A 16867-nucleotide genomic window follows, 5' to 3' on the forward strand; every position below is an offset into this window, starting at 1 on the left:
GAAGTGCTGTCGGAGCCCGGATCGCTTCAGTCGCTGCCCGGGGCGACCCCGACGCCGGGTCGCTTGAGTCGCTGACTACGACGGACGCGGCCGGCTGTCGGGCTCGCCGCCCACCTTCCTGCATGCCGGGTAACGCATGGCGGGCAGATCAAGCCTCAGCCCTTGACGGCCTCGGCGACCCGCAGGGCGGCCTGGGCGGGCGCGAGGTGCGTGGTGTCGACGACCTCGGCCTCGCCGTGCAGCCACGTGCGGGCCGCCTCGGCGTAGGGCTCAAGGTATGCGAGACGGAACGGGAGTTGGGGCCCGTCACGGTGTCGCCCGCGATGCGTCCGCGCAGGGTGTCCTGGTCGGCGTGGAGGACGAAGTGCCTTACCGGGATGCCATGTTGGGCCAGGCCCGTGCTGATTTCACGCCAGTACTGCTCGACCAGGACGGTCATGCTGTGTGCGGGCCGCGGGCCGGTGCCGATCACGTCACGGAACCGGCACAGCAGAAGAGGGGGCCTACAGGTCGAACTCGATGTGTTCGAGGTCGGTGTATTCCACCAGGAGCCCGGCGGCACGGCGGCCGCCGTCCTTGAAGTACGTCTCCTGGAGTCCTTCGGCGGCGATCTGCTGCAACTGCTGGTCGGGCGCCCCCTGGTCGCGGGCCTCGAAGAGGCGGGCGGCGTAGGTGGGCGGGAGCGCGACGGTGAGGTGGCGCAGCCGGGCGTCGTCGGTGGTGCCGGGGGCGGCGGTGTAGCCGAAGCGGGCGCGGGTGTCGATGACGATGCCGCCGGTGGTGGCGGCGGCCTTCTTGGCCTTGGCACGGATCTGCGGCTGCCACCGGTTCTTCACCTCGGTCTCTATGCGGCGCGCGAGGTCCTTGCGGGGCTTCTTGATCTGGTCCTTCACGTAGCGTTCGACGGTGCGCTGGGTGATGCCCAGGGCCTCGGCTGTGGCCTTGGTGCCCTTGAACTGCTTGACCAGGTACCGCATCTGGGCCCCGGCCGTCTTCGGGATGGGACGGGTGAACGCCCGCTGCACCGCCTTGTCGAGGCCGTCCCCGAACATGTTCATCGCCGTCTACTCCCCGTTGTCCGTGGCGGTGACGTTGCCGTCCTTGATGTACCGGGCGAGGTTGAGCTCCTGGCCGTGCTCTTCGCGTACGCCCTCGGCCCACAGGGTGGTCTGGGTGCCCTCGTGCTTGACCATTCCGGGTGAGACACCGAGCCGGAAGCCGCCCGGCAGGGGCTTGCCGTCCTTGTACGGCAGGAAGTCCAGCGGGCCCGGCCCGTCGGAGGCGTACACGGCGCAGTCCGACAGGATCGCGACCGGGTACTGCCCGGTGGCAGCTGCGTGCTTGAGCATCTTGCGGTGCATGTTGATCCGCGCCTTGGAGATGACGGCGGCACGGATGTCGGGGCGCCAGGTGGGGCGCTTGAGGGCCGGCCACGGTTCGCCGGGACGCCAGCCGCCGCCGCGCGGCCGCTCGCGGAGCTTACCGATGCCGCCCTTGACCGTCGCCTTCACCGCGGACAGGACGATCGCCAGCTGCGGGTCGTGCTGACGGTAACCGTCCATCGCCGCCAAGAATTCAGCCCCCGACAAGTCGGCGGTGACGCCCAGGTCGGCCATCGTCGCCACGTACGCGTCGCGCAGCCGGTTGTACCAGCCGTCCAGGAAGCGGCCGTTCTCCGGCCGGATGTACGCCTCGATCGGTGCCACGGTGTAGCCGAGCTCCACCGCGTACGCCACGGTCGGCGTGGCGTACCAGGCCGGCCCCTCCGGCCGGTTGCCCTTCGGCGTGAACGGCGACGGCAGCCGCTTGTCCATCTCCACGTGCGAGAGGTCCACCAGCCACGAGCCGGGCACCTTCGGGTCGAACACCGGGCTCTTGACGTACACCGGTGCACCGAGGCCGACGACCGTGCCGTTCGCGGCCGCGGCGAACGCCATGTTCACGTCGATACCCACCAGGTAGCGCTTGAGGCACTCGTCATCGGTGAGCGTGCGCGACCAGTCGTACGCCTCCTCCACCAGGACCTCGTCCGGGGTGCGCTGGTGAAACCTGGGCAGGTGTGCGAGCAGCGGGTGCCCGTCCGGCGCCTCGCACGGTGCGCACTGCACCGCACGGATGCCCAGCGAGCCGGGGTTGTGCTCGCTGTGCCGCTTGCCCGTCTCGTCCGGGTCGGATGCACGGGTCGGTGGGTGCAGAGCGGTCATCAGCTCCAGGCCGGTGACAGCCGTGGAGCCGCGCGGGGTCATCACACGGGCCGCATAGATGCCGAGCAGCCGGGCCAGTTCCGGCGGCGGGAGCTGAGCGGCGTCGTTCCAGTGCCGCGTGTCCAGCGCGTCCCACGACGGGATGCACAGCTGGACGCAGTTGCGCTTGCCGCCCTGCGCCGGGCGGTAGATCCGGGCCCACGGTCCGAACCCGCGCCGTGTGAGCTGCCAGTTCGCCCGCTCCAGTTGCTTGATGACCTTGTGGCCCTCGGGCAGCCGCCCCGACAGGCGCTCCTCCTGGCTGAGGTGGACCGGCAGCCCGTACCGCTCGCACGCGGCCTCGGTGAGCACGATCAGCGGGTCGGCATCCTTCCCCGACCGGTGCAGTCGGGGCGCCCCCAACTCGGCCTCGGACAGGGTCCAGTCGACCAGGGCCGGGATCGACTTGGCGGGCACGTCCAGGACCAGGCCGCCGACGCAGTACGCGAACCCTTTCCCGTTCTCCACGTCGACGACCGCGAGCGGGCCGTTCTCGAACCGCGGGTCGACGGCTGCCGGGGCCGGCGCGGGTTTCGCGGTGGCCTTCTTCACGGTCGGGCGACGCAACGTCGACGGTTTCAACGTGCTCGCCGAACGCTGTGAAGCGCCAGCAGTTTTGGCGGGCTGGGGTGTGGTGCCAGAAGCAGTTGTGGGCTCAGGCTCAACAGCCGGACCGGTGGGCGGTGAACTGGCTTCCCCGGTGACGGGAGCCGGCACCTCGACCGCGTCCTCGCTGAGTGCGGCGCCGTTGGCGGGGTAGCGGGCGGCGAGGCCCTCCAGGAGCCGGGCGTACGCCGCACGTTTGGGCGGCCGAGGCTCGGTGCGTCCGGCCTCCCAGTTCCCCACGGCCTCGCGGCGCGCTTTCAGGGCTCTGGCAATCTGCTCCTGGCTCAGCCCGGCCGCTTCGCGCAGGCGCTTGCGCTCGGCAGGATCCGGCAGTGGATCCTGCGCGACCTGCTCCAGCAGCGCATCGACCGCACTGAAAAGATCTTGTTCCCCGCTGGACACAGATGCCACCTCCATCCACCACCCTACCCCCAATCTCTCTTCAATCGCACATAAATCACGTGTAAAACGCTCATTGATCGCTCACGCAGTGCGACCGTGAGCAGGGGGCCAAGCCAGCGGCTCTGCACGATTGCGACCGAGATTTTTACTTGTTGGATGGGGTCTCCCCTGCTCGAACAAAGTTGAGAGCTTGAGGAAGGAGCTACCAGGGCTTTTGGCCAACTCCGCGCGGGGGCACCTCCCAGCGGTGGCTGGGGGAGTGCGTGCCGGCCGCCGTGACGGGGCAAAGCTTGCCGGGAGGGGCACTGGCTAGAGACGTGTCGCAGTCCGGACAAGGTCGGCGACGGCTCTGGACCGGCTGTGCGGTGGCCAGGCGATCACAGTGGTGACTGTCGGCGCGTCCAGCACGGGCACGGCGGAGAGGTCCCCGTGCAGTTGGGCTCGGCACGACTCCGGCGAGACCGCGCAAGCACGGCCGAGCGCGACGAGCTGCAACAACTGCGCGTGGTCGCGGACCTGCGGGCCGGGGCCGGGCGGGTAGGTGCCGTCGGGGTCGGGCCAGCGTGGCAGGGGCAGGCCCGGCAGCCCGGTGATGTCGGCCATGCGCACATGGGCCCGGACGGTGAGCGGATGCCCGGCCGGCAGGACCACGACCTGGCCCTCCGTGCTGAGCTCTTCGGTGTGGAACCCGGCCGTCGAGTCGAACGGCCGGTGCAGCAGCGCCACGTCGGCCCGGCCCTCGCGCAGGAGTCGTTGCTGCTCGGCCGGGCCGCACAGGATGACGTCGACGGGGACCGCGTCGGGTTCGGCGGCGTAAGCGTCGAGCAGTTTCGCCAGCAGTTCGCTGGACGCGCTGGCTTTCGTGACCAGGGCCAGGCCGGGACGGCCGGTCACGGAAAGGGCTGCGCGGCGAGTCCGACGCTCAGCGGCGTCGACCGCGTCGAGCGCCGCGCGGCCCTCGACCAACAGCACCGAGCCGGCCTCGGTCAGCGTGACAGTGCGGCTGGTCCGATCAAACAACGCTGCCCCGAGTCGGCGTTCGAGCTGCTGGATCGCCCGTGACAAAGGCGGCTGTGCGATCCCGAGCCGCTGCGCGGCGCGCCCGAAGTGCAGCTCTTCAGCGACAGCGACGAAGTATCGCAGTTCCCGGGTCTCCATGCGGCCACGCTACTTCAGATCCATACCCTGAAGGTATCGCTGCCCACCCAATCGGTGTTGGACCCCCGCCGGGGCCCGAGGACAGCATGGTCCCTATGACTGAACGAACGATTGCGCTGGTCACCGGCGCGAACAAGGGAATTGGCTACGAGATCGCCGCGGGCCTGGGAGCCCTCGGCTGGAGCGTCGGCGTCGGCGCCCGCGACGATCAGCGCCGGGCGGGCGCGGTGCAGAGACTGCGCGCGGCCGGCGTCGAGGCGTTCGGCGTACCGCTGGACGTGACCGACGACGCGAGCGTGACCGCCGCCGCACGGCTGATCGAGGAGCAGGCCGGGCGCCTCGACGTGCTCGTCAACAACGCCGCCATCACCGGCGGCATGCCGCAGGAGCCCACCAGGGTCGTTCCCGACACCATCCGGACGGTCGTGGAGACCAACGTGATCGGCGTCATCCGCGTCACCAACGCGATGCTGCCGCTGCTGCGCCGCTCCGCCTCACCACGGATCGTGAACATGTCCAGCAGTGTCGGCTCCCTCACCCGGCAGTCAGGAACCGCTGCTGAGCAGACGACGGGTCCGGTGGCCGTGGCGTACGCGCCGTCGAAGACGTTCCTGAACGCTGTCACCCTCCAGTACGCCCGGGAGCTGAGCGGCACGAACATCCTGATCAACGCCGGCTGCCCCGGCTACGTCGCGACTGACCTCAACGGCTTCCGCGGCGTGCGTACCCCCGAACAGGGCGCGGCGATCGCCATCAAACTCGCGACCCTGCCCGACGACGGCCCGACCGGTAAGTTCTTCGAAGACGCCGGCGTAGTGCCCTGGTGATGTGAACGGCGGTCATCACCCGCCAGGTGAGGCGGCTTCGCCCGCGCGTCTCGAACAGGCTTGTCGACACTGGTTCCAATCGGCCGCTTTGCCGCCCCGATCGCTGATCAGTTCAGCGGCGAAGCGCTGGACCGTCTCGTCGTCGACCCCGTCGCAGGCGGCCGGGCTCTCGCTCTTCTTCACCGAGTTGGCTGTGTCGCCTGCGGCTATGGCCTCGCCGAACGCTTTGGCCATGGCGGCCTTGCAGGCGGCGGCGTCGGCTTTGGCCCCGCAGCCCGTGAGGGCGAGCAGGGCGGCCGCGGTCACTGCGGCCGCCCTGAGTCGGGTGCGCCTGGTCCCCCCTGGAATGGGTGCGGGTCCGCATCATCGCAGGGGCGCCCTGTCAGGCGCAGGGGTCCGGGCCGGCCTTGCGGACCGCGGCGGCGATGTGGAGGGAAGCGGCTACGCCGCACGATCTGGCCGCGTAAAGCGCGCGAGCGAGCGCGCGGCCTGAGTGCGGATGGTCAGGGGGTGGGCCAGGACCTCAGCCGATCGGCGATGTCGTACGCGTCCATGCGCAGGGTGCGGATGTCGTTGATCAGGTCGCGCCACGGCTCGTACGTCGCGAGGACGGGTTCGCCAGAGGCCTGCAGGTAAGCGATGGCGACGCCGTACCCGAAGGCCTCATTGCGGGCGGGGAGGGGGCGAAGTAGTACGCACTCCTCCAGGAACACGGCGGCCCGCCAGAAGGCATCCGGGTCCGTCTGATCCAGGCGCGGGGTGTTCACCCGGTGCCGGGCCGCCATGCCGACGAGCACGGACAGGTCATTGACGGTGAGGTCGGTGCGGAGGATGTCTTCCTGGCGGGCCAGAAGCCATCGGTAGTCGACGAGCAGTTCCACAGGTTCAGGCCGCCCGCGAAATCTCGTGCGTGGCCGCCGGCGGGAGCCCGCCGAAGTCGGCGTCGAACCGGTCCAGGATGCCGGGCTCGCCGATGACGCGGCGGAACGCGGCCGTCGCGGAGTCGAGCAGCTTCTCGTGCTCCTTCTCCGCGGCCACCTTGGCGAGGTAGTCCTTCATGGACATGCCCGCCCCGTCGGCCAGGGCCTTGAGCCTGTCCCTGGTGACGTCGTCGATCTTGACGCTGGTGTCTGCCATGATTCGAGTATGCCGCCGGGCATACCGTTCTGGCTACCAGCTTCCAAGAATGGCTCTGAACTTGTAGCCCGTTTCCCGTGTCGCATTCCGCGCCGTGATGTTGTCGCCATGCCGGACGGCACGCCAGCGGGATTCATGCCTCCGCACCCTTTGTGTACTGGACCGCCCCGGTCGTCATCAACTCGTACGACCAGGGCATGCCAGTAGCGTTCGGCGGTGATCAAACCGCTCTGAAGAGCGCGAGACCGGGGGTCCGGTGAGCGGAGCACATCTGGCTGGGCTGGTGCAGCTGAGCGTGCGGCTGGCTGACCAGGCCTTGGGGAGGATCTGGAGTGGGCATCTGTCCGCCGTTGCGCGCCCCATCCCCGCCCACGTTCTGGCGCCGGACATCTGAATGGGCGATCCCCGAAGGCCGTGCTTGGCCCCCTGAGCGTCCCCCACGGCAGATGAATTCGGTTGCGGCGGGACCGGTGAGCCCGGTGAGCTGCCTCCATGGACGGTGCCACGGAGCAGGCGCAACAAGCGAGGTCACGAAGAGACTGCAAGATCACGACGCAACCAGCTCCATGGCACAGGTCGGCGGCGCTCGTGGCCCTGATGCTGGCCGCCTTCACCTTCAACACTGCGGAGAACCTGCCGATTGGCCTCCTGGAGCTCATCTCCGAGAGCCTGAAGGTGTCACTGTCTGCGGTCGGTCTCTTGGTCACTGGTTACGGCGTGACGGTGGCCGTTTCGTCCTTGCCGCTCGCCCACGTCATGCGGGCCGTTCCCCGACGTCATGTGCTCACGGGGCTGCTGGCCGCGCTGGTCGTGTCCAGTCTCGTTGCGGCACTGGCGACCTCGTACTGGCTGCTCCTTGTGGCGCGGCTGCTGACCGCGCTCGCCCAAGCGCTGTTCTGGGCCGTGATGGGGCCGGTCGCGGTGGGCCTGTTCGCGCCCGAAGTCCGTGGACGTGTGGTCGGGGCGCTGTCCGTCGCCGGTTCGCTCGCCCTCGTACTCGGTGTTCCCGCCGGGACCTGGCTGGGCCGGCAGAGCGACTGGCAAGTGCCCATCGCCATGCTGGCGGCTCTGGGACTCGTCTCTCTGGTGACGATCGCTGTTCTGCTGCCCACCACCCGTCCGGAAGAAGAGAACGCCGCCTACGGAACCAGTCCCGACGTCCGCCGGTTCGGGATCGTACTGGCGGCCGGGACCCTGTCCGCCACTGGGGCCTTCGCGGGATACACCTACATCGTCAAGTTCCTGGGCGACGTGAGCGGGTTTTCCCCGAGCGCGGTCAGTCCCCTGTTCGTGGCCTTCGGGGTTGCGTGTCTGGCCGGAGTGAGCATCACCGGGGCGTTGCTGGACCGCTTTCCGCAGGCCGCACTGACCGCCGCCGTTGCTACACAGGCGGTGGGCATGCTCGGTCTGTACGCGGCCGGCACCGAGCCGGTGGTGGCGGTGGTGTTCCTGGCGCTGATGGGCAGTGCACTCGGGCCGGTGTTCATGACCACCCAGAACGCGATGCTGCAGTGCGCACCGGGCCGCACAGATATCGCACTCGCGGCGAACTCCGGTTCTTACAACGCCGGTATCGCGGCGGGCGCCGCGCTCGGCGGACTGGTCCTGCCGCTCGCCGGCGTGCGGGGCACCTTCCTCGTCGGCGGGCTACTGACCGCCGGAGCCTGCGCAGTGCTGCTTGGCGGGCGGCTGCTGCGTTCCTTCAGACCGGAGTCCGCCGGTTAGGCACTGTTTCTCGGATCTCTGACGTAGGTGGGGTGTTGAGGGCAGGCTGGCTGCATGGGGCGTGGGGATCTGACGAATGCGGAGTGGGATCGACTGGAGTCGTTCCTGCCTCGCGGTGGTGCGCGCGGGGGTCGGTGGAGTGATCACCGTCGGGTGATCAACGGGGTGCTCTACCGGGTGCGGACGGGTGTGCAGTGGCGGGATCTGCCGGAACGGTTCGGGCCGTGGGAGACGGTCTACAAGCCTCATCGTCGCTGGTCAGCGGATGGGACGTGGGCGATATTGCTGTCCCGTGTCCAGGCTGCCGAGGACACCGAGGGGCGGATCGACTGGGACGTGTCGGTGGACTCCACCGCAGTGCGGGCCCATCAGCATGCCGCCGGCGCAAGGAAGGCGCCGCCTGCCGCAGCTCCTCAAAAGGGGGCCGGCACAGGGACGAACCAGGTCGATCCGGTGCTGCGGAAGCTGGCCGTCCGGCTGGAGGAGGTGGTCAGATCGGCGAGTGTCTGAGACGTTCCCGCGGAGGGTTCACCACCAAAATCCACCTCGTTACCGAGGGGCGATGCCGGCCCCTCGCTCTCGTCCTGACACCCGGCCACTACGGTGACGGCCCTCAACTCGCGCGCGTGCTGGAGCAGGTCTCCGTTCCCCGTGCCGGAGTTGGACGGCCTCGCACCCGTCCCGACCGTCTGTTGGCGGACAAGGCCTACACGTCCCGACAGAACCGCCGCTACCTGCGACGACGCGGAATCCAGCACATCATCCCCGAACGCCTCGACCAGCAAAGAAACCGGCAGAACCGTGGCTCCCGAGGCGGCCGGCCCACCGGGTTCGACAGCGAGCTCTACAAGAAACGCAACACCGTCGAACGCGCCATCAACCGCTTGAAAGGCTTCCGCGCCGTCGCCACCCGCTACGAGAAACGCGCCTACATCTACCTCGGAACCGTCACCCTCACAGCCCTCACCATCTGGCTCCGAACATGATCCAAGAAACAGTTCCTAGCCCGCCCGGGCGGCGGCAAGGTGGGTGTCCACGGCGACGACTCCGTCGACGCCCTGGCAGAGGCCCACGAGCACCGGGACGAGACGCGGTTCCGGGACGTGACCCCGCAGGGTGACGACCCCGTCTCGGACCTCGACCGCGACGGTGCCCTCGTCCAGGCCGAGGATGGACCCCAGGACGTCCCGCTCCACCTCGTCGCGGATCTCGACGTCGGAGCGGATGAAGGCGTCGAGCAGGTCGCTGCGGCTGATGATGCCGGTGAGGTGCCCGTCGTCGCCGACCACCGGCAGCTGTTTGACGTGCCGCCTGCGGAGTTCCCGCGCGGCCCGGGGGATCGTCCAGTCGGGGCGGGCGGTGAAGGCGGGGCTGCTCATGAGCGCGCCCGCGCTTCGGGCCCGGGCCTTGCCCCAGGCGCCCTCGTCGTTCCCGTCCTGCCCCTGCGGATCGGGCATGCCGGTCTCGTGCCGCAGCACGTCGGACGCGGACACGACGCCGACGAGGGCGCCGTCGTCGTCGACAACCGGGGCCGCGACGATGTCGTGTACATCCAGCAGGCCGACGACCTCCTGGAACGGTGTGTTGGGGCGGAGAGTGACGACCTCCTCGGTCATCACGTCACCGACCGTGCGGTGGTGCAGCATGGCGTCGGCCTCCTCCGTTTGCGGCCGGGGCGGGCGCGGTCGGACCGCCCGGGGCGGACGACGCGCGGCGCGTCGGCCTCCGCGGCTCTGCCGGCTTGTCAACGCGTCCTCTCTACCCATGACAGCACCCCGCCGCTCCGGCGACCAGTGACGTTTGACCTGGCGAGGAGGGCCAGCGGCCCGACGGCCAGGAGTGCCGCCGAGTGCGCGGTAGGTGCTGGCACCTCGACGCCATGTCCGCGGCTGTCTGGAGTTGAGCGTTGTAGTCGGCCGAGCGGACCAGATTGGGCGCTCAGTCACAGCAACGGGATCGCGACACGCGTGTGACATTGAGCCGCAGGTGGCGAGCCGTGCGCACAGGACCGCTGGTCAGGCGCAGTGATTGATTCGTAGTTGGCGGATCCGTTGCCTGGTACTTGGCGAGTACCTGGCGGATTGCTTCGGATCGTCAGCTCAGGAAGGGGCTGGGTGTCAGTCCATCCCGGGTGGGAGAGGTGCAGGCCCGGAACATCAGCTTCTGCCATGCCAGGTCTGTGCAGTCCTTGGCGATCCGGGCCTCATGCGCCTCCAGCAGGGCGATCTCGGCGTCCAGTTTCTTCGCTGGACAAGCCTTCCGCCCAGGCGAGATAGGACTTCGTATCTTCATCCAGGTCTTCATCCACGCCCTCAGTGTTCGCGCCTTAGGGCCCTCGACAGTCCCCCGATCGGCGGATCAGCGGGTACCCCGAGGTGACCCTGTCACGGTCGGCAGTTCGCCCCTGGCATGGCCTGCCATCCCTACCGGTCATCGGTCAGCAGTGTGCATGTTGGTCGGTGCTGACCTGACGGCGACCAGGGCTGCGATGCCGGAAAGGAGGGTCAGCGCTGCGAAGAGGGCTGGGTAGCCGCCCAGTGGTGAGGCGAGTGCCGCGCCGGCGAAGGGTGCAAGGGCGGAGGCGGCGGTCGTGGGGGCGGCGAGGAGTCCGGAGAGGCGGCCGTAGTGGGTGGTGCCCCAGCGGTCAGCGATGGCGGTGGCTTGCAGCAGGGTGAGGTTGCCGCGGGCCATCCCGGCCGCGACGGACAGTACGACCAGCAGGGCATATGGACCGGGGACGATCGCGAGTCCGGCCGTGGTGGCGCCGCCCAGTGCGATGAGTGCCACGGTGCGGGCGGTTACTGCGGTGCGGCGAGCGAGGGATGCGTAGAGGGTGCGGCCGAGGGTCTGTCCGGCGCCGCCCAGGCCAAGGGCCCAGGCGGCTTGAGCGGTGGTGAGACCGCGCTCCAGGAGGAGCGGGACGAGGGCGACGACGACGGCGTACACGGCGAACGCCGACAGAGTGAGGGCTGTGGCCAGCATCCAGAACGGCCGGCTCCGGGCCACTTGGCCCGCCCCGCCTGTGGCGTGGGCAGGCGCGGAGGCCGCCTTCGGCCATGGTGCCTTGAGGGCGAGGGCGTGGGCGGGGATGGTGACGGCGGCGAGGATCAGGGCCAGAACCAGGTAGGTGGTCCGCCAGGAGAGGTGGTCGGCGAGTACGGCGGTGAGGGGTGCGAAGACGGTCGAGGCAAGGCCACCGGCCAGAGTGACGATGGTGAGCGCGCGGACGTGGTCAGGAGCCCACCAGCGGGTGAGCGCGGCGAACGCGGGCTGATAGAAGGTAGCTGCCATGGCGAACCCGGCCACAATCCACCCGGCAAGGAAGACAAGCAGGTTGGGGGCGGCGGCGATAATAAGGATGGAGAGGACGCCAAGGACGGATCCTGCGGTCATGACGGTGCGGGGGCCACGGTGGTCGATGATCCGCCCGACGCGTATCCCGGCGACGGCGGAGATCAGCAGGGCGGCGGAGAACGCGGCCGTGGTCGCCCCGACGGGCCAGCCGGTGGTCGCCGTGATCTCCGGATTGAGCACCGGGAAGGCGTAATAGACGATGCCCCAGCTGGTGATCTGGGTGGCACACAGCGCGGGCAGTACGGCGCGCGGCCGCGACCGGTCCCCAGTTCCAGTCGCGGCCGCGGCCGAGTGGGCGTCCAGGTCGGTCACGGGCAGCAGCCTGTGGCCTGGACCGGGGCTGTCTTGCCCTCGGCCGGGCCCGCACAGCAGGGGGCAGCCTTCTGCTTGGTCATTGCTTCGGCGTCCGCCTTGACGACGTAGACCTCCCAGGGCTCCTGGCCCGGGCCGTGGACCCACACCTTGTCCTGCAGGGCGTAGCAGCAGGTGGTGTCGTTCTCCACGTCGGTGGCCAGACCCGCGTCGGCGAGGCGGGTGGTGGCGGCGTGGACGGCTTCGGTGGTCTCGACTTCGACGCCAAGGTGGTCCATGCGGGTCTCTTCGCCCGGGACGCCCTGGATGAGGACGAGCTTGAGCGGGGGCTCGGCGATGGCGAAATTGGCGTATCCGTCGCGGAGTTTGGCTGGCTGAGTGCCGAAGAGTTTGCTGTAGAAGGCGATCGAGGCGTTCAGGTCAGGGACGCGCAGGGCGAGCTGTAGTCGGGACATGAGAATCCTCCTGACGCTGGGATGGTGCCCCGGCCGGATGGCCGGGGCGATGGGGCGAATCAGCAGCAGCCGCCCGAGGACGACTCCTCAACGGTGAGCGCACCGGCGGCACCGACGCCGATCTGCACAACGGCAGGCGCCGGAGCGCAGCAGCCGCCGCCCTCGCCCTGCTCACTGGCGGGGTCGTCGAACAGGCCTGCGCCGCCGCACACCCCGGTCTCGGGCAGGGTGAGTTCGACGCGGTCGGCGGACTCGGTGTCCCCGGCGATGGCGGCGACAACGGAGCGGACCTGCTCGTAGCCGGTCATGGCCAGGAACGTGGGCGCCCGGCCGTAGGACTTCATGCCGACCAGGTAGATGTCCTGCTCGGGGTGGGAGAGCTCGCGGTGCCCGTGCGGGTAGACGGTGCCGCAGGAGTGCTGGTTGGGGTCGATCAGCGGGGCCAGCTCGAGCGGGGCCTGAAGGCGCTCGTCCAGGCCCAGGCGCAGCTCGGAAAGGAACGAGAGGTCCGGGCGCAGGCCGGTCAGGACGATGACCTCGTCGACCGGGTCCAGGCGCCGGCCGTCCTCACCCGTGAGGATCAGTCGTCCGTCCGCATCGTGCTCGATCGTGTCTGTGCGGAAGCCGGTGACGGCGTCCGCGTAGCCGTTGTCCACGGCGGCCTTCGCGGACAGACCGAGTGCGCCACGTGCGGGGAGCTGGTCGGCGCTACCGCCGCCGAAGGTGGAGCCGCTGATGCCACGGCGCAGGATCCACACCGCGTGCGTGCCGGTCTCGTCCTTGGCGAGATCGGCGAGCGAGGCCAGGGCGGTGAACGCGGACGCGCCGGAGCCGATCACGGCGGTGCGCCTGCCCGCATAGCGGGCGCGCACGGCCGGGTCCTTGAGGTCGGGAATGCGGTAACTGACGCGGTCGGCGACAGACTTCTCGCCGAGGGCGGGCAGGCCGCTGGCGCCAGCAGGGCTGGGCATGGTCCAGGTGCCGGAGGCGTCGATGACGGCGCGGGCGAAGACGCGCTCCTCGCCCGTGGCGGTGGTGAAGTGGACGACGAACGGCTGGCTCTCACGGTCGGCGTCGACGATGCGGTCACGGCCGGCGCGGGAGACCCCGGTGACCGTGGCCTGGTAGCGGACGTGCTCGCCCAGGGCGTCGGCGAGCGGCTGGAGGTACTTGTCGGCCCAGTCACCTCCCGTGGGATAGGTGGCGGCATCGGGCTTGGTCCAGCCGGTCGGCGCCAGGAGCTTCTCGGCCGCCGGGTCTACGAGTTCGCTCCAGGTGGAGAACAGCCGCACGTGCGACCATTCGCGCACGGCCCGGGCGGCAGCAGGACCGGATTCCAGAACCAGGTGCCCGATACCGCGCTCGTTGAGGTGGGCCGCTGCGGCGAGCCCGGTGGGGCCGGCTCCGATGACGACGACGGGGAGCTGCTTCTGGCTCATGATGGTCGGTCTCCTGAAGTTGGTGGGACGAATCAGCGGGTGAAGGAGAGCGCGGACAGCTGGGTGCGCCGGTGGTGGGCCGTGGCCCGGCAAGCGCTGTCGCAGACTTGCGCGCAGCTGTCACAGAAGCTGACGCCGCCCAAGAGACGAGCCGTGCGGATGCGTGCGGTCACGACAATCCCTTGTTTCGATGTCTGTCTATGTATTGAGCTTGCCACTCGCATCGACGAGTGTCAACATAGACGTATGTCGAATTCAGAGGTTGTCGAGCTGGCGGTCTTGGACGTCGAAGATGTGGTGCCGTGCTGCCCGCCGATCACCGCCGGGGAGCTGTCGCAGGCCGACGCCGAGAAGATGGCCGTGATGTTCAAAGCGCTGTCCGACCCGGTGCGGCTGCGGCTGTTCTCCAAGGTCGCCTCACACGCGGGGGGCGAGGCGTGCGTGTGCGACATCTCCGACGTCGGTGTCTCCCAGCCGACCGTCTCCCACCACCTGAAGAAACTGCGCGAAGCCGGTTTGCTCACCTCGCAGCGCCGCGGTACCTGGGTGTATTACCAGGTCGCTCCGTCCGTCGTGGCTGCGATGTCCGCCATGCTCGACCTCCGCACCTGAGCGCCGCGCCACCTGCGGGCGGCGCGGGTCAGCCGCGCCGGGCGACGCGCCGGCGCCCTGGGCGCACGCGGAATTCTCCAGCCTGCCGGCGCCCGGACGTTCAGTGCGACACAAGTCGTGCCACGTCACGAGCCATCTCCCGGGCCGTACGGCCGACGCCGATCAGGGTCGCGGACGCCGGGCCGGTCCAGTCGCCGTAGCCGAGCAGGTGCAACCGGGGCTCCCCTGCGGCGCGGGTGCCCTCGGTGGCGATGTGACCGCGCGGCCCGCGCAAGCCCAGCGGTGCGAGGTGGGAAAGGGCTGGGCGAAAGCCCGTACACCAGATCACCGTGTCCGGACGCATCGTCGTGCCGTCGCTCCAGCGGATGCCGTCTGCGGTGAGCTCCTCGAACATCGGCTCCGCCTTCAGCAGGGCGGCATCCCGTGCCGCGCGGACCGGCGTAACGGCCACGATGTCGCCGAGTGAGGCGACACCACCGGTGTCCGCGGTGCCCTCGTCCAGGGCCTTGCGCCGGGCTGTAGCGGCGTCGAACAGGGCACGGCCGTCGATGTTGTCGGCCAGGAAGCGCGGCGGGCGCTGGGTGACCCAGGTCAGGTCGATGCCGGGGTGGGTGGCGAGGTCGGCGGCGATCTGCGCGCCGGAATTTCCCCCGCCGACCACGACGACCTGCTGGCCGGTGAAGTCGGTGGGCCGCCGGTAGTTCACGGTGTGCAGCTGTCGGCCCGAGAACACCTCCTGCCCCGGCACGGCCGGCCGGAACGGGCGCCACCAGGTGCCCGTCGCCGAGACAACGGCCCGCGCCGACCAGGTGCCCGAGTTCGTCTCGACCCGCAGCCGCCCGCCGTCCCTGCGTACCGCCCGCACGCGGACCGGTCGTTGCACAGGCAGCTGGTAGCGCCGTTCGTAATGGCTGAGGTACTCCACGACATGGCCGGCGTCCGGGTACTCCTCGCCGCTCTGGGCGGGCATGAGCCATCCGGGCAGCGAGGAGAAAGCCGCCGGGGAGAACAGGTGGAGCGAGTCCCAGGTGTGCTGCCAGGCGCCGCCGGGCATGGACTGCGCGTCGAGGATGACGAAGTCCACGCCCTGGCGGCGCAGGTGGTAACCGGCGGCGAGCCCGGCCTGGCCGCCACCGATCACCACCACGTCCACGGTGTGCGTCACAAGGCTGTCGTCACCGCGCGGGCGTCGAACTTCTTGCGCCAGGCGAGCGCGACGTAGACCAGGCCGATCAGCACCGGCACCTCGATGAGCGGGCCGACGACACCGGACAGGGCCTGGCCCGAGGTGACGCCGAAGGTGGCGATGGCGACCGCGATGGCCAGCTCGAAGTTGTTGCCGGCCGCCGTGAAGGCGAGGGTCGCGGTGCGGTCGTAGGCGAGGCCGAGGCCCTTGCCCAGAAGGAACGTGCCGAAGAACATCACGGCGAAGTAGACCAGCAGCGGCAGCGCGATCCGCACCACGTCCACCGGCTGCGAGGTGATCGTCTTCCCCTGCAGGGCGAAGAGGATGACGATCGTGAAGAGCAGGCCGTACAGCGCCCAAGGTCCGATCTTCGGAAGGAAGCCGGATTCGTACTTTTCACGGCCGAGCTTCTTCTCACCGACACGGCGCGTGAGGAAGCCGGCGACCAGCGGGATCCCGAGGAAGATGACCACATTCAGCGCGATCTTCCACATGGAGATGTCCAGGCTCTGACCGTCGCCCAGGCCCAGCCACTTCGGCAGCAGGTCGAGGTAGAACCAGCCCAGCAGGCCGAATGCGATGACCTGGAAGACCGAGTTCAGGGCGACCAGGACGGCCGCCGCCTCACGGTCGCCGCAGGCGAGGTCGTTCCAGATGATGACCATGGCGATGCAGCGGGCGAGGCCCACGATGATCAGGCCCGTGCGGTACTCGGGCAGGTCCGGCAGGAAGATCCACGCCAGCGCGAACATGACGGCCGGGCCGACGATCCAGTTGATGACGAGCGACGACACCATCAGCTTCTTGTCGCCGGTGACCGTGTCGAGCTTGTCGTAGCGGACCTTCGCGAGGACTGGGTACATCATCACGAGCAGACCGAGCGCGATCGGCAGCGAGACGCCGCCGACCTCGACCTTCGCCAGGGCGTCGTTCAGGCCCGGGATCAGGCGCCCGAGACCCAGCCCGACACCCATCGCGATGAGGATCCACACCGCGAGGTAGCGGTCGAGGGTGGAGAGCTTCCTGACGATCGAGTCTTCACCGCTGACGCCGGACGACGGAGTCTGGGTGGTGAGCTCGGTGGAGGTCACGGGCAGGCCCTCTTGTTCTCGGCGGCGGTACGGGCGGATTCGGCGAGCGCGGCAAACTGTTCGGACAGGCCGGCCAGAACGTCGGGGCACAGCTTGTAGTAGGTGAAACGGCCACACGGCTCCGTCTCCACCAGGCCCGCCTCGCGCAGCACCTTCAGGTGGTTGGAGAGGTTGGTCTGCTTGGCTCCGGTCTCCTCCACCAGGTGCGTCGTACAGAGCGTCTCTTGGGCGAGCAGAGTGACGATTTTCAGGCGGAGCGGGTCACCCAGGACCCGGATCACGTCAGTGTCGACTGAAGTCAGCATGGGCTGATACTTTCA

18 protein-coding genes and 1 pseudogene are annotated in these 16867 nt (G+C 69.4%); 4 read left to right on the forward strand and 15 right to left on the reverse strand.

The window, feature by feature from the left end; all coding sequences use genetic code 11:
• Nucleotides 1-155 precede the first annotated feature (155 nt).
• The 4 genes and pseudogenes from OG878_RS41525 to OG878_RS41540 form a co-directional block, all read right to left on the reverse strand.
• Nucleotides 156-442, reverse strand: a pseudogene (locus OG878_RS41525) (ATP-binding protein); the annotation flags it as partial.
• A 61-nt stretch (nt 443-503) separates the two neighbouring features.
• Nucleotides 504-1058, reverse strand: coding sequence for a telomere-protecting terminal protein Tpg (gene tpg, locus OG878_RS41530; RefSeq protein ID WP_328891887.1), 555 nt, complete (start codon nt 1056-1058; stop codon nt 504-506).
• A 6-nt stretch (nt 1059-1064) separates the two neighbouring features.
• Nucleotides 1065-3251, reverse strand: coding sequence for a telomere-associated protein Tap (tap, locus tag OG878_RS41535; RefSeq protein ID WP_328891888.1), 2187 nt, complete (start codon nt 3249-3251; stop codon nt 1065-1067).
• Between the two features lie 309 nt (nt 3252-3560).
• Nucleotides 3561-4409 (reverse strand): LysR family transcriptional regulator, encoded by an 849-nt coding sequence (locus OG878_RS41540; RefSeq protein ID WP_328891889.1) that lies wholly within the window; start codon nt 4407-4409, stop codon nt 3561-3563.
• 95 nt (nt 4410-4504) lie between these two features.
• On the opposite strand from OG878_RS41540, the gene OG878_RS41545 reads away from it, so the two are divergent.
• On the forward strand, nt 4505-5236 hold the full coding sequence (locus tag OG878_RS41545) for an SDR family oxidoreductase (protein ID WP_328891890.1): 732 nt from the start codon (nt 4505-4507) through the stop codon (nt 5234-5236).
• Nucleotides 5237-5251: 15 nt separating this feature from the next.
• Here OG878_RS41545 and OG878_RS41550 read toward each other — a convergent pair whose 3' ends face one another.
• The 3 genes from OG878_RS41550 to OG878_RS41560 all read right to left on the reverse strand — a co-directional run bounded on the left by OG878_RS41550 (nt 5252) and on the right by OG878_RS41560 (nt 6373).
• Nucleotides 5252-5542 carry a hypothetical protein gene (locus OG878_RS41550; protein ID WP_328891891.1) on the reverse strand — a complete coding sequence of 97 codons (291 nt, stop codon included), beginning with the start codon at nt 5540-5542 and terminating at the stop codon, nt 5252-5254.
• Between the two features lie 197 nt (nt 5543-5739).
• Nucleotides 5740-6117 carry a toxin Doc gene (locus tag OG878_RS41555; RefSeq protein ID WP_328891892.1) on the reverse strand — a complete coding sequence of 126 codons (378 nt, stop codon included), beginning with the start codon at nt 6115-6117 and terminating at the stop codon, nt 5740-5742.
• Between the two features lie 4 nt (nt 6118-6121).
• A complete protein-coding gene (locus OG878_RS41560; protein WP_328891893.1) occupies nt 6122-6373 on the reverse strand; it encodes an antitoxin MazE7 in 252 nt (83 codons plus the stop codon).
• Between the two features lie 597 nt (nt 6374-6970).
• Here OG878_RS41560 and OG878_RS41565 point away from each other — a divergent pair.
• Nucleotides 6971-8098 carry an MFS transporter gene (locus tag OG878_RS41565; protein ID WP_328891987.1) on the forward strand — a complete coding sequence of 376 codons (1128 nt, stop codon included), beginning with the start codon at nt 6971-6973 and terminating at the stop codon, nt 8096-8098.
• A 54-nt stretch (nt 8099-8152) separates the two neighbouring features.
• Nucleotides 8153-9084, forward strand: a protein-coding gene (locus OG878_RS41570) for an IS5 family transposase (RefSeq protein WP_443049310.1) whose coding sequence is annotated in 2 segments (ribosomal slippage) — nt 8153-8500 and nt 8503-9084 — 930 coding nt in all. Because the reading frame shifts where the segments join, the coding sequence is not laid out codon by codon here.
• A 15-nt stretch (nt 9085-9099) separates the two neighbouring features.
• On the opposite strand, the gene OG878_RS41575 is transcribed toward OG878_RS41570, so the two are convergent.
• From OG878_RS41575 to OG878_RS41595, 5 genes are all read right to left on the reverse strand, one after another.
• Entirely contained in the window at nt 9100-9744 is a 645-nt protein-coding gene (locus OG878_RS41575) for a CBS domain-containing protein (protein ID WP_328891894.1), read from the reverse strand.
• A 448-nt stretch (nt 9745-10192) separates the two neighbouring features.
• Entirely contained in the window at nt 10193-10402 is a 210-nt protein-coding gene (locus tag OG878_RS41580) for a hypothetical protein (protein WP_328891895.1), read from the reverse strand.
• 126 nt (nt 10403-10528) lie between these two features.
• A complete protein-coding gene (locus tag OG878_RS41585; protein ID WP_328891896.1) occupies nt 10529-11764 on the reverse strand; it encodes an MFS transporter in 1236 nt (411 codons plus the stop codon).
• Complete coding sequence (locus OG878_RS41590) at nt 11761-12219, reverse strand: ArsI/CadI family heavy metal resistance metalloenzyme (protein WP_328891897.1); 459 nt, start codon at nt 12217-12219, stop codon at nt 11761-11763. Before OG878_RS41590 ends, OG878_RS41585 begins: the two co-directional genes overlap by 4 nt.
• A gap of 59 nt (nt 12220-12278) precedes the next feature.
• Nucleotides 12279-13658 (reverse strand): NAD(P)-binding domain-containing protein, encoded by a 1380-nt coding sequence (locus tag OG878_RS41595; RefSeq protein ID WP_328891898.1) that lies wholly within the window; start codon nt 13656-13658, stop codon nt 12279-12281.
• 246 nt (nt 13659-13904) lie between these two features.
• On the opposite strand from OG878_RS41595, the gene OG878_RS41600 reads away from it, so the two are divergent.
• Entirely contained in the window at nt 13905-14270 is a 366-nt protein-coding gene (locus OG878_RS41600; RefSeq protein ID WP_328891899.1) for an ArsR/SmtB family transcription factor, read from the forward strand.
• A 100-nt stretch (nt 14271-14370) separates the two neighbouring features.
• On the opposite strand, the gene OG878_RS41605 is transcribed toward OG878_RS41600, so the two are convergent.
• From OG878_RS41605 to OG878_RS41615, 3 genes are read right to left on the reverse strand one after another with little or no spacing between them, the layout of a single operon-like run.
• On the reverse strand, nt 14371-15435 hold the full coding sequence (locus OG878_RS41605) for an ArsO family NAD(P)H-dependent flavin-containing monooxygenase (protein WP_328891900.1): 1065 nt from the start codon (nt 15433-15435) through the stop codon (nt 14371-14373).
• Nucleotides 15432-16547, reverse strand: a complete 1116-nt coding sequence (gene arsB / locus OG878_RS41610) for an ACR3 family arsenite efflux transporter (RefSeq protein ID WP_328891901.1) — start codon at nt 16545-16547, stop codon at nt 15432-15434. The genes OG878_RS41605 and arsB overlap by 4 nt, the downstream gene beginning before the upstream one ends.
• Entirely contained in the window at nt 16544-16852 is a 309-nt protein-coding gene (locus tag OG878_RS41615) for an ArsR/SmtB family transcription factor (protein ID WP_328891902.1), read from the reverse strand. The genes arsB and OG878_RS41615 overlap by 4 nt, the downstream gene beginning before the upstream one ends.
• Between the last annotated feature and the right edge of the window lie 15 nt (nt 16853-16867).

The sequence above is a fragment of the Streptomyces sp. NBC_00316 genome (assembly GCF_036158715.1).
In the GTDB taxonomy this organism is placed as follows: Bacteria; Actinomycetota; Actinomycetes; order Streptomycetales; family Streptomycetaceae; genus Streptomyces.

Coding starts and splice junctions, on each gene's coding strand:
- OG878_RS41560 (WP_328891893.1), bottom strand. CDS start 6,373: ATGGCAGACACCAGCGTCAAGATCGACGACGTCACCAGGGACAGGCTC.
- OG878_RS41565 (WP_328891987.1), top strand. CDS start 6,971: ATGCTGGCCGCCTTCACCTTCAACACTGCGGAGAACCTGCCGATTGGC.
- OG878_RS41595 (WP_328891898.1), bottom strand. CDS start 13,658: ATGAGCCAGAAGCAGCTCCCCGTCGTCGTCATCGGAGCCGGCCCCACC.
- OG878_RS41600 (WP_328891899.1), top strand. CDS start 13,905: ATGTCGAATTCAGAGGTTGTCGAGCTGGCGGTCTTGGACGTCGAAGAT.
- OG878_RS41575 (WP_328891894.1), bottom strand. CDS start 9,744: ATGCTGCACCACCGCACGGTCGGTGACGTGATGACCGAGGAGGTCGTC.
- OG878_RS41590 (WP_328891897.1), bottom strand. CDS start 12,219: ATGTCCCGACTACAGCTCGCCCTGCGCGTCCCTGACCTGAACGCCTCG.
- OG878_RS41580 (WP_328891895.1), bottom strand. CDS start 10,402: ATGAAGACCTGGATGAAGATACGAAGTCCTATCTCGCCTGGGCGGAAG.
- OG878_RS41615 (WP_328891902.1), bottom strand. CDS start 16,852: ATGCTGACTTCAGTCGACACTGACGTGATCCGGGTCCTGGGTGACCCG.
- OG878_RS41545 (WP_328891890.1), top strand. CDS start 4,505: ATGACTGAACGAACGATTGCGCTGGTCACCGGCGCGAACAAGGGAATT.
- tpg (WP_328891887.1), bottom strand. CDS start 1,058: ATGAACATGTTCGGGGACGGCCTCGACAAGGCGGTGCAGCGGGCGTTC.
- OG878_RS41540 (WP_328891889.1), bottom strand. CDS start 4,409: ATGGAGACCCGGGAACTGCGATACTTCGTCGCTGTCGCTGAAGAGCTG.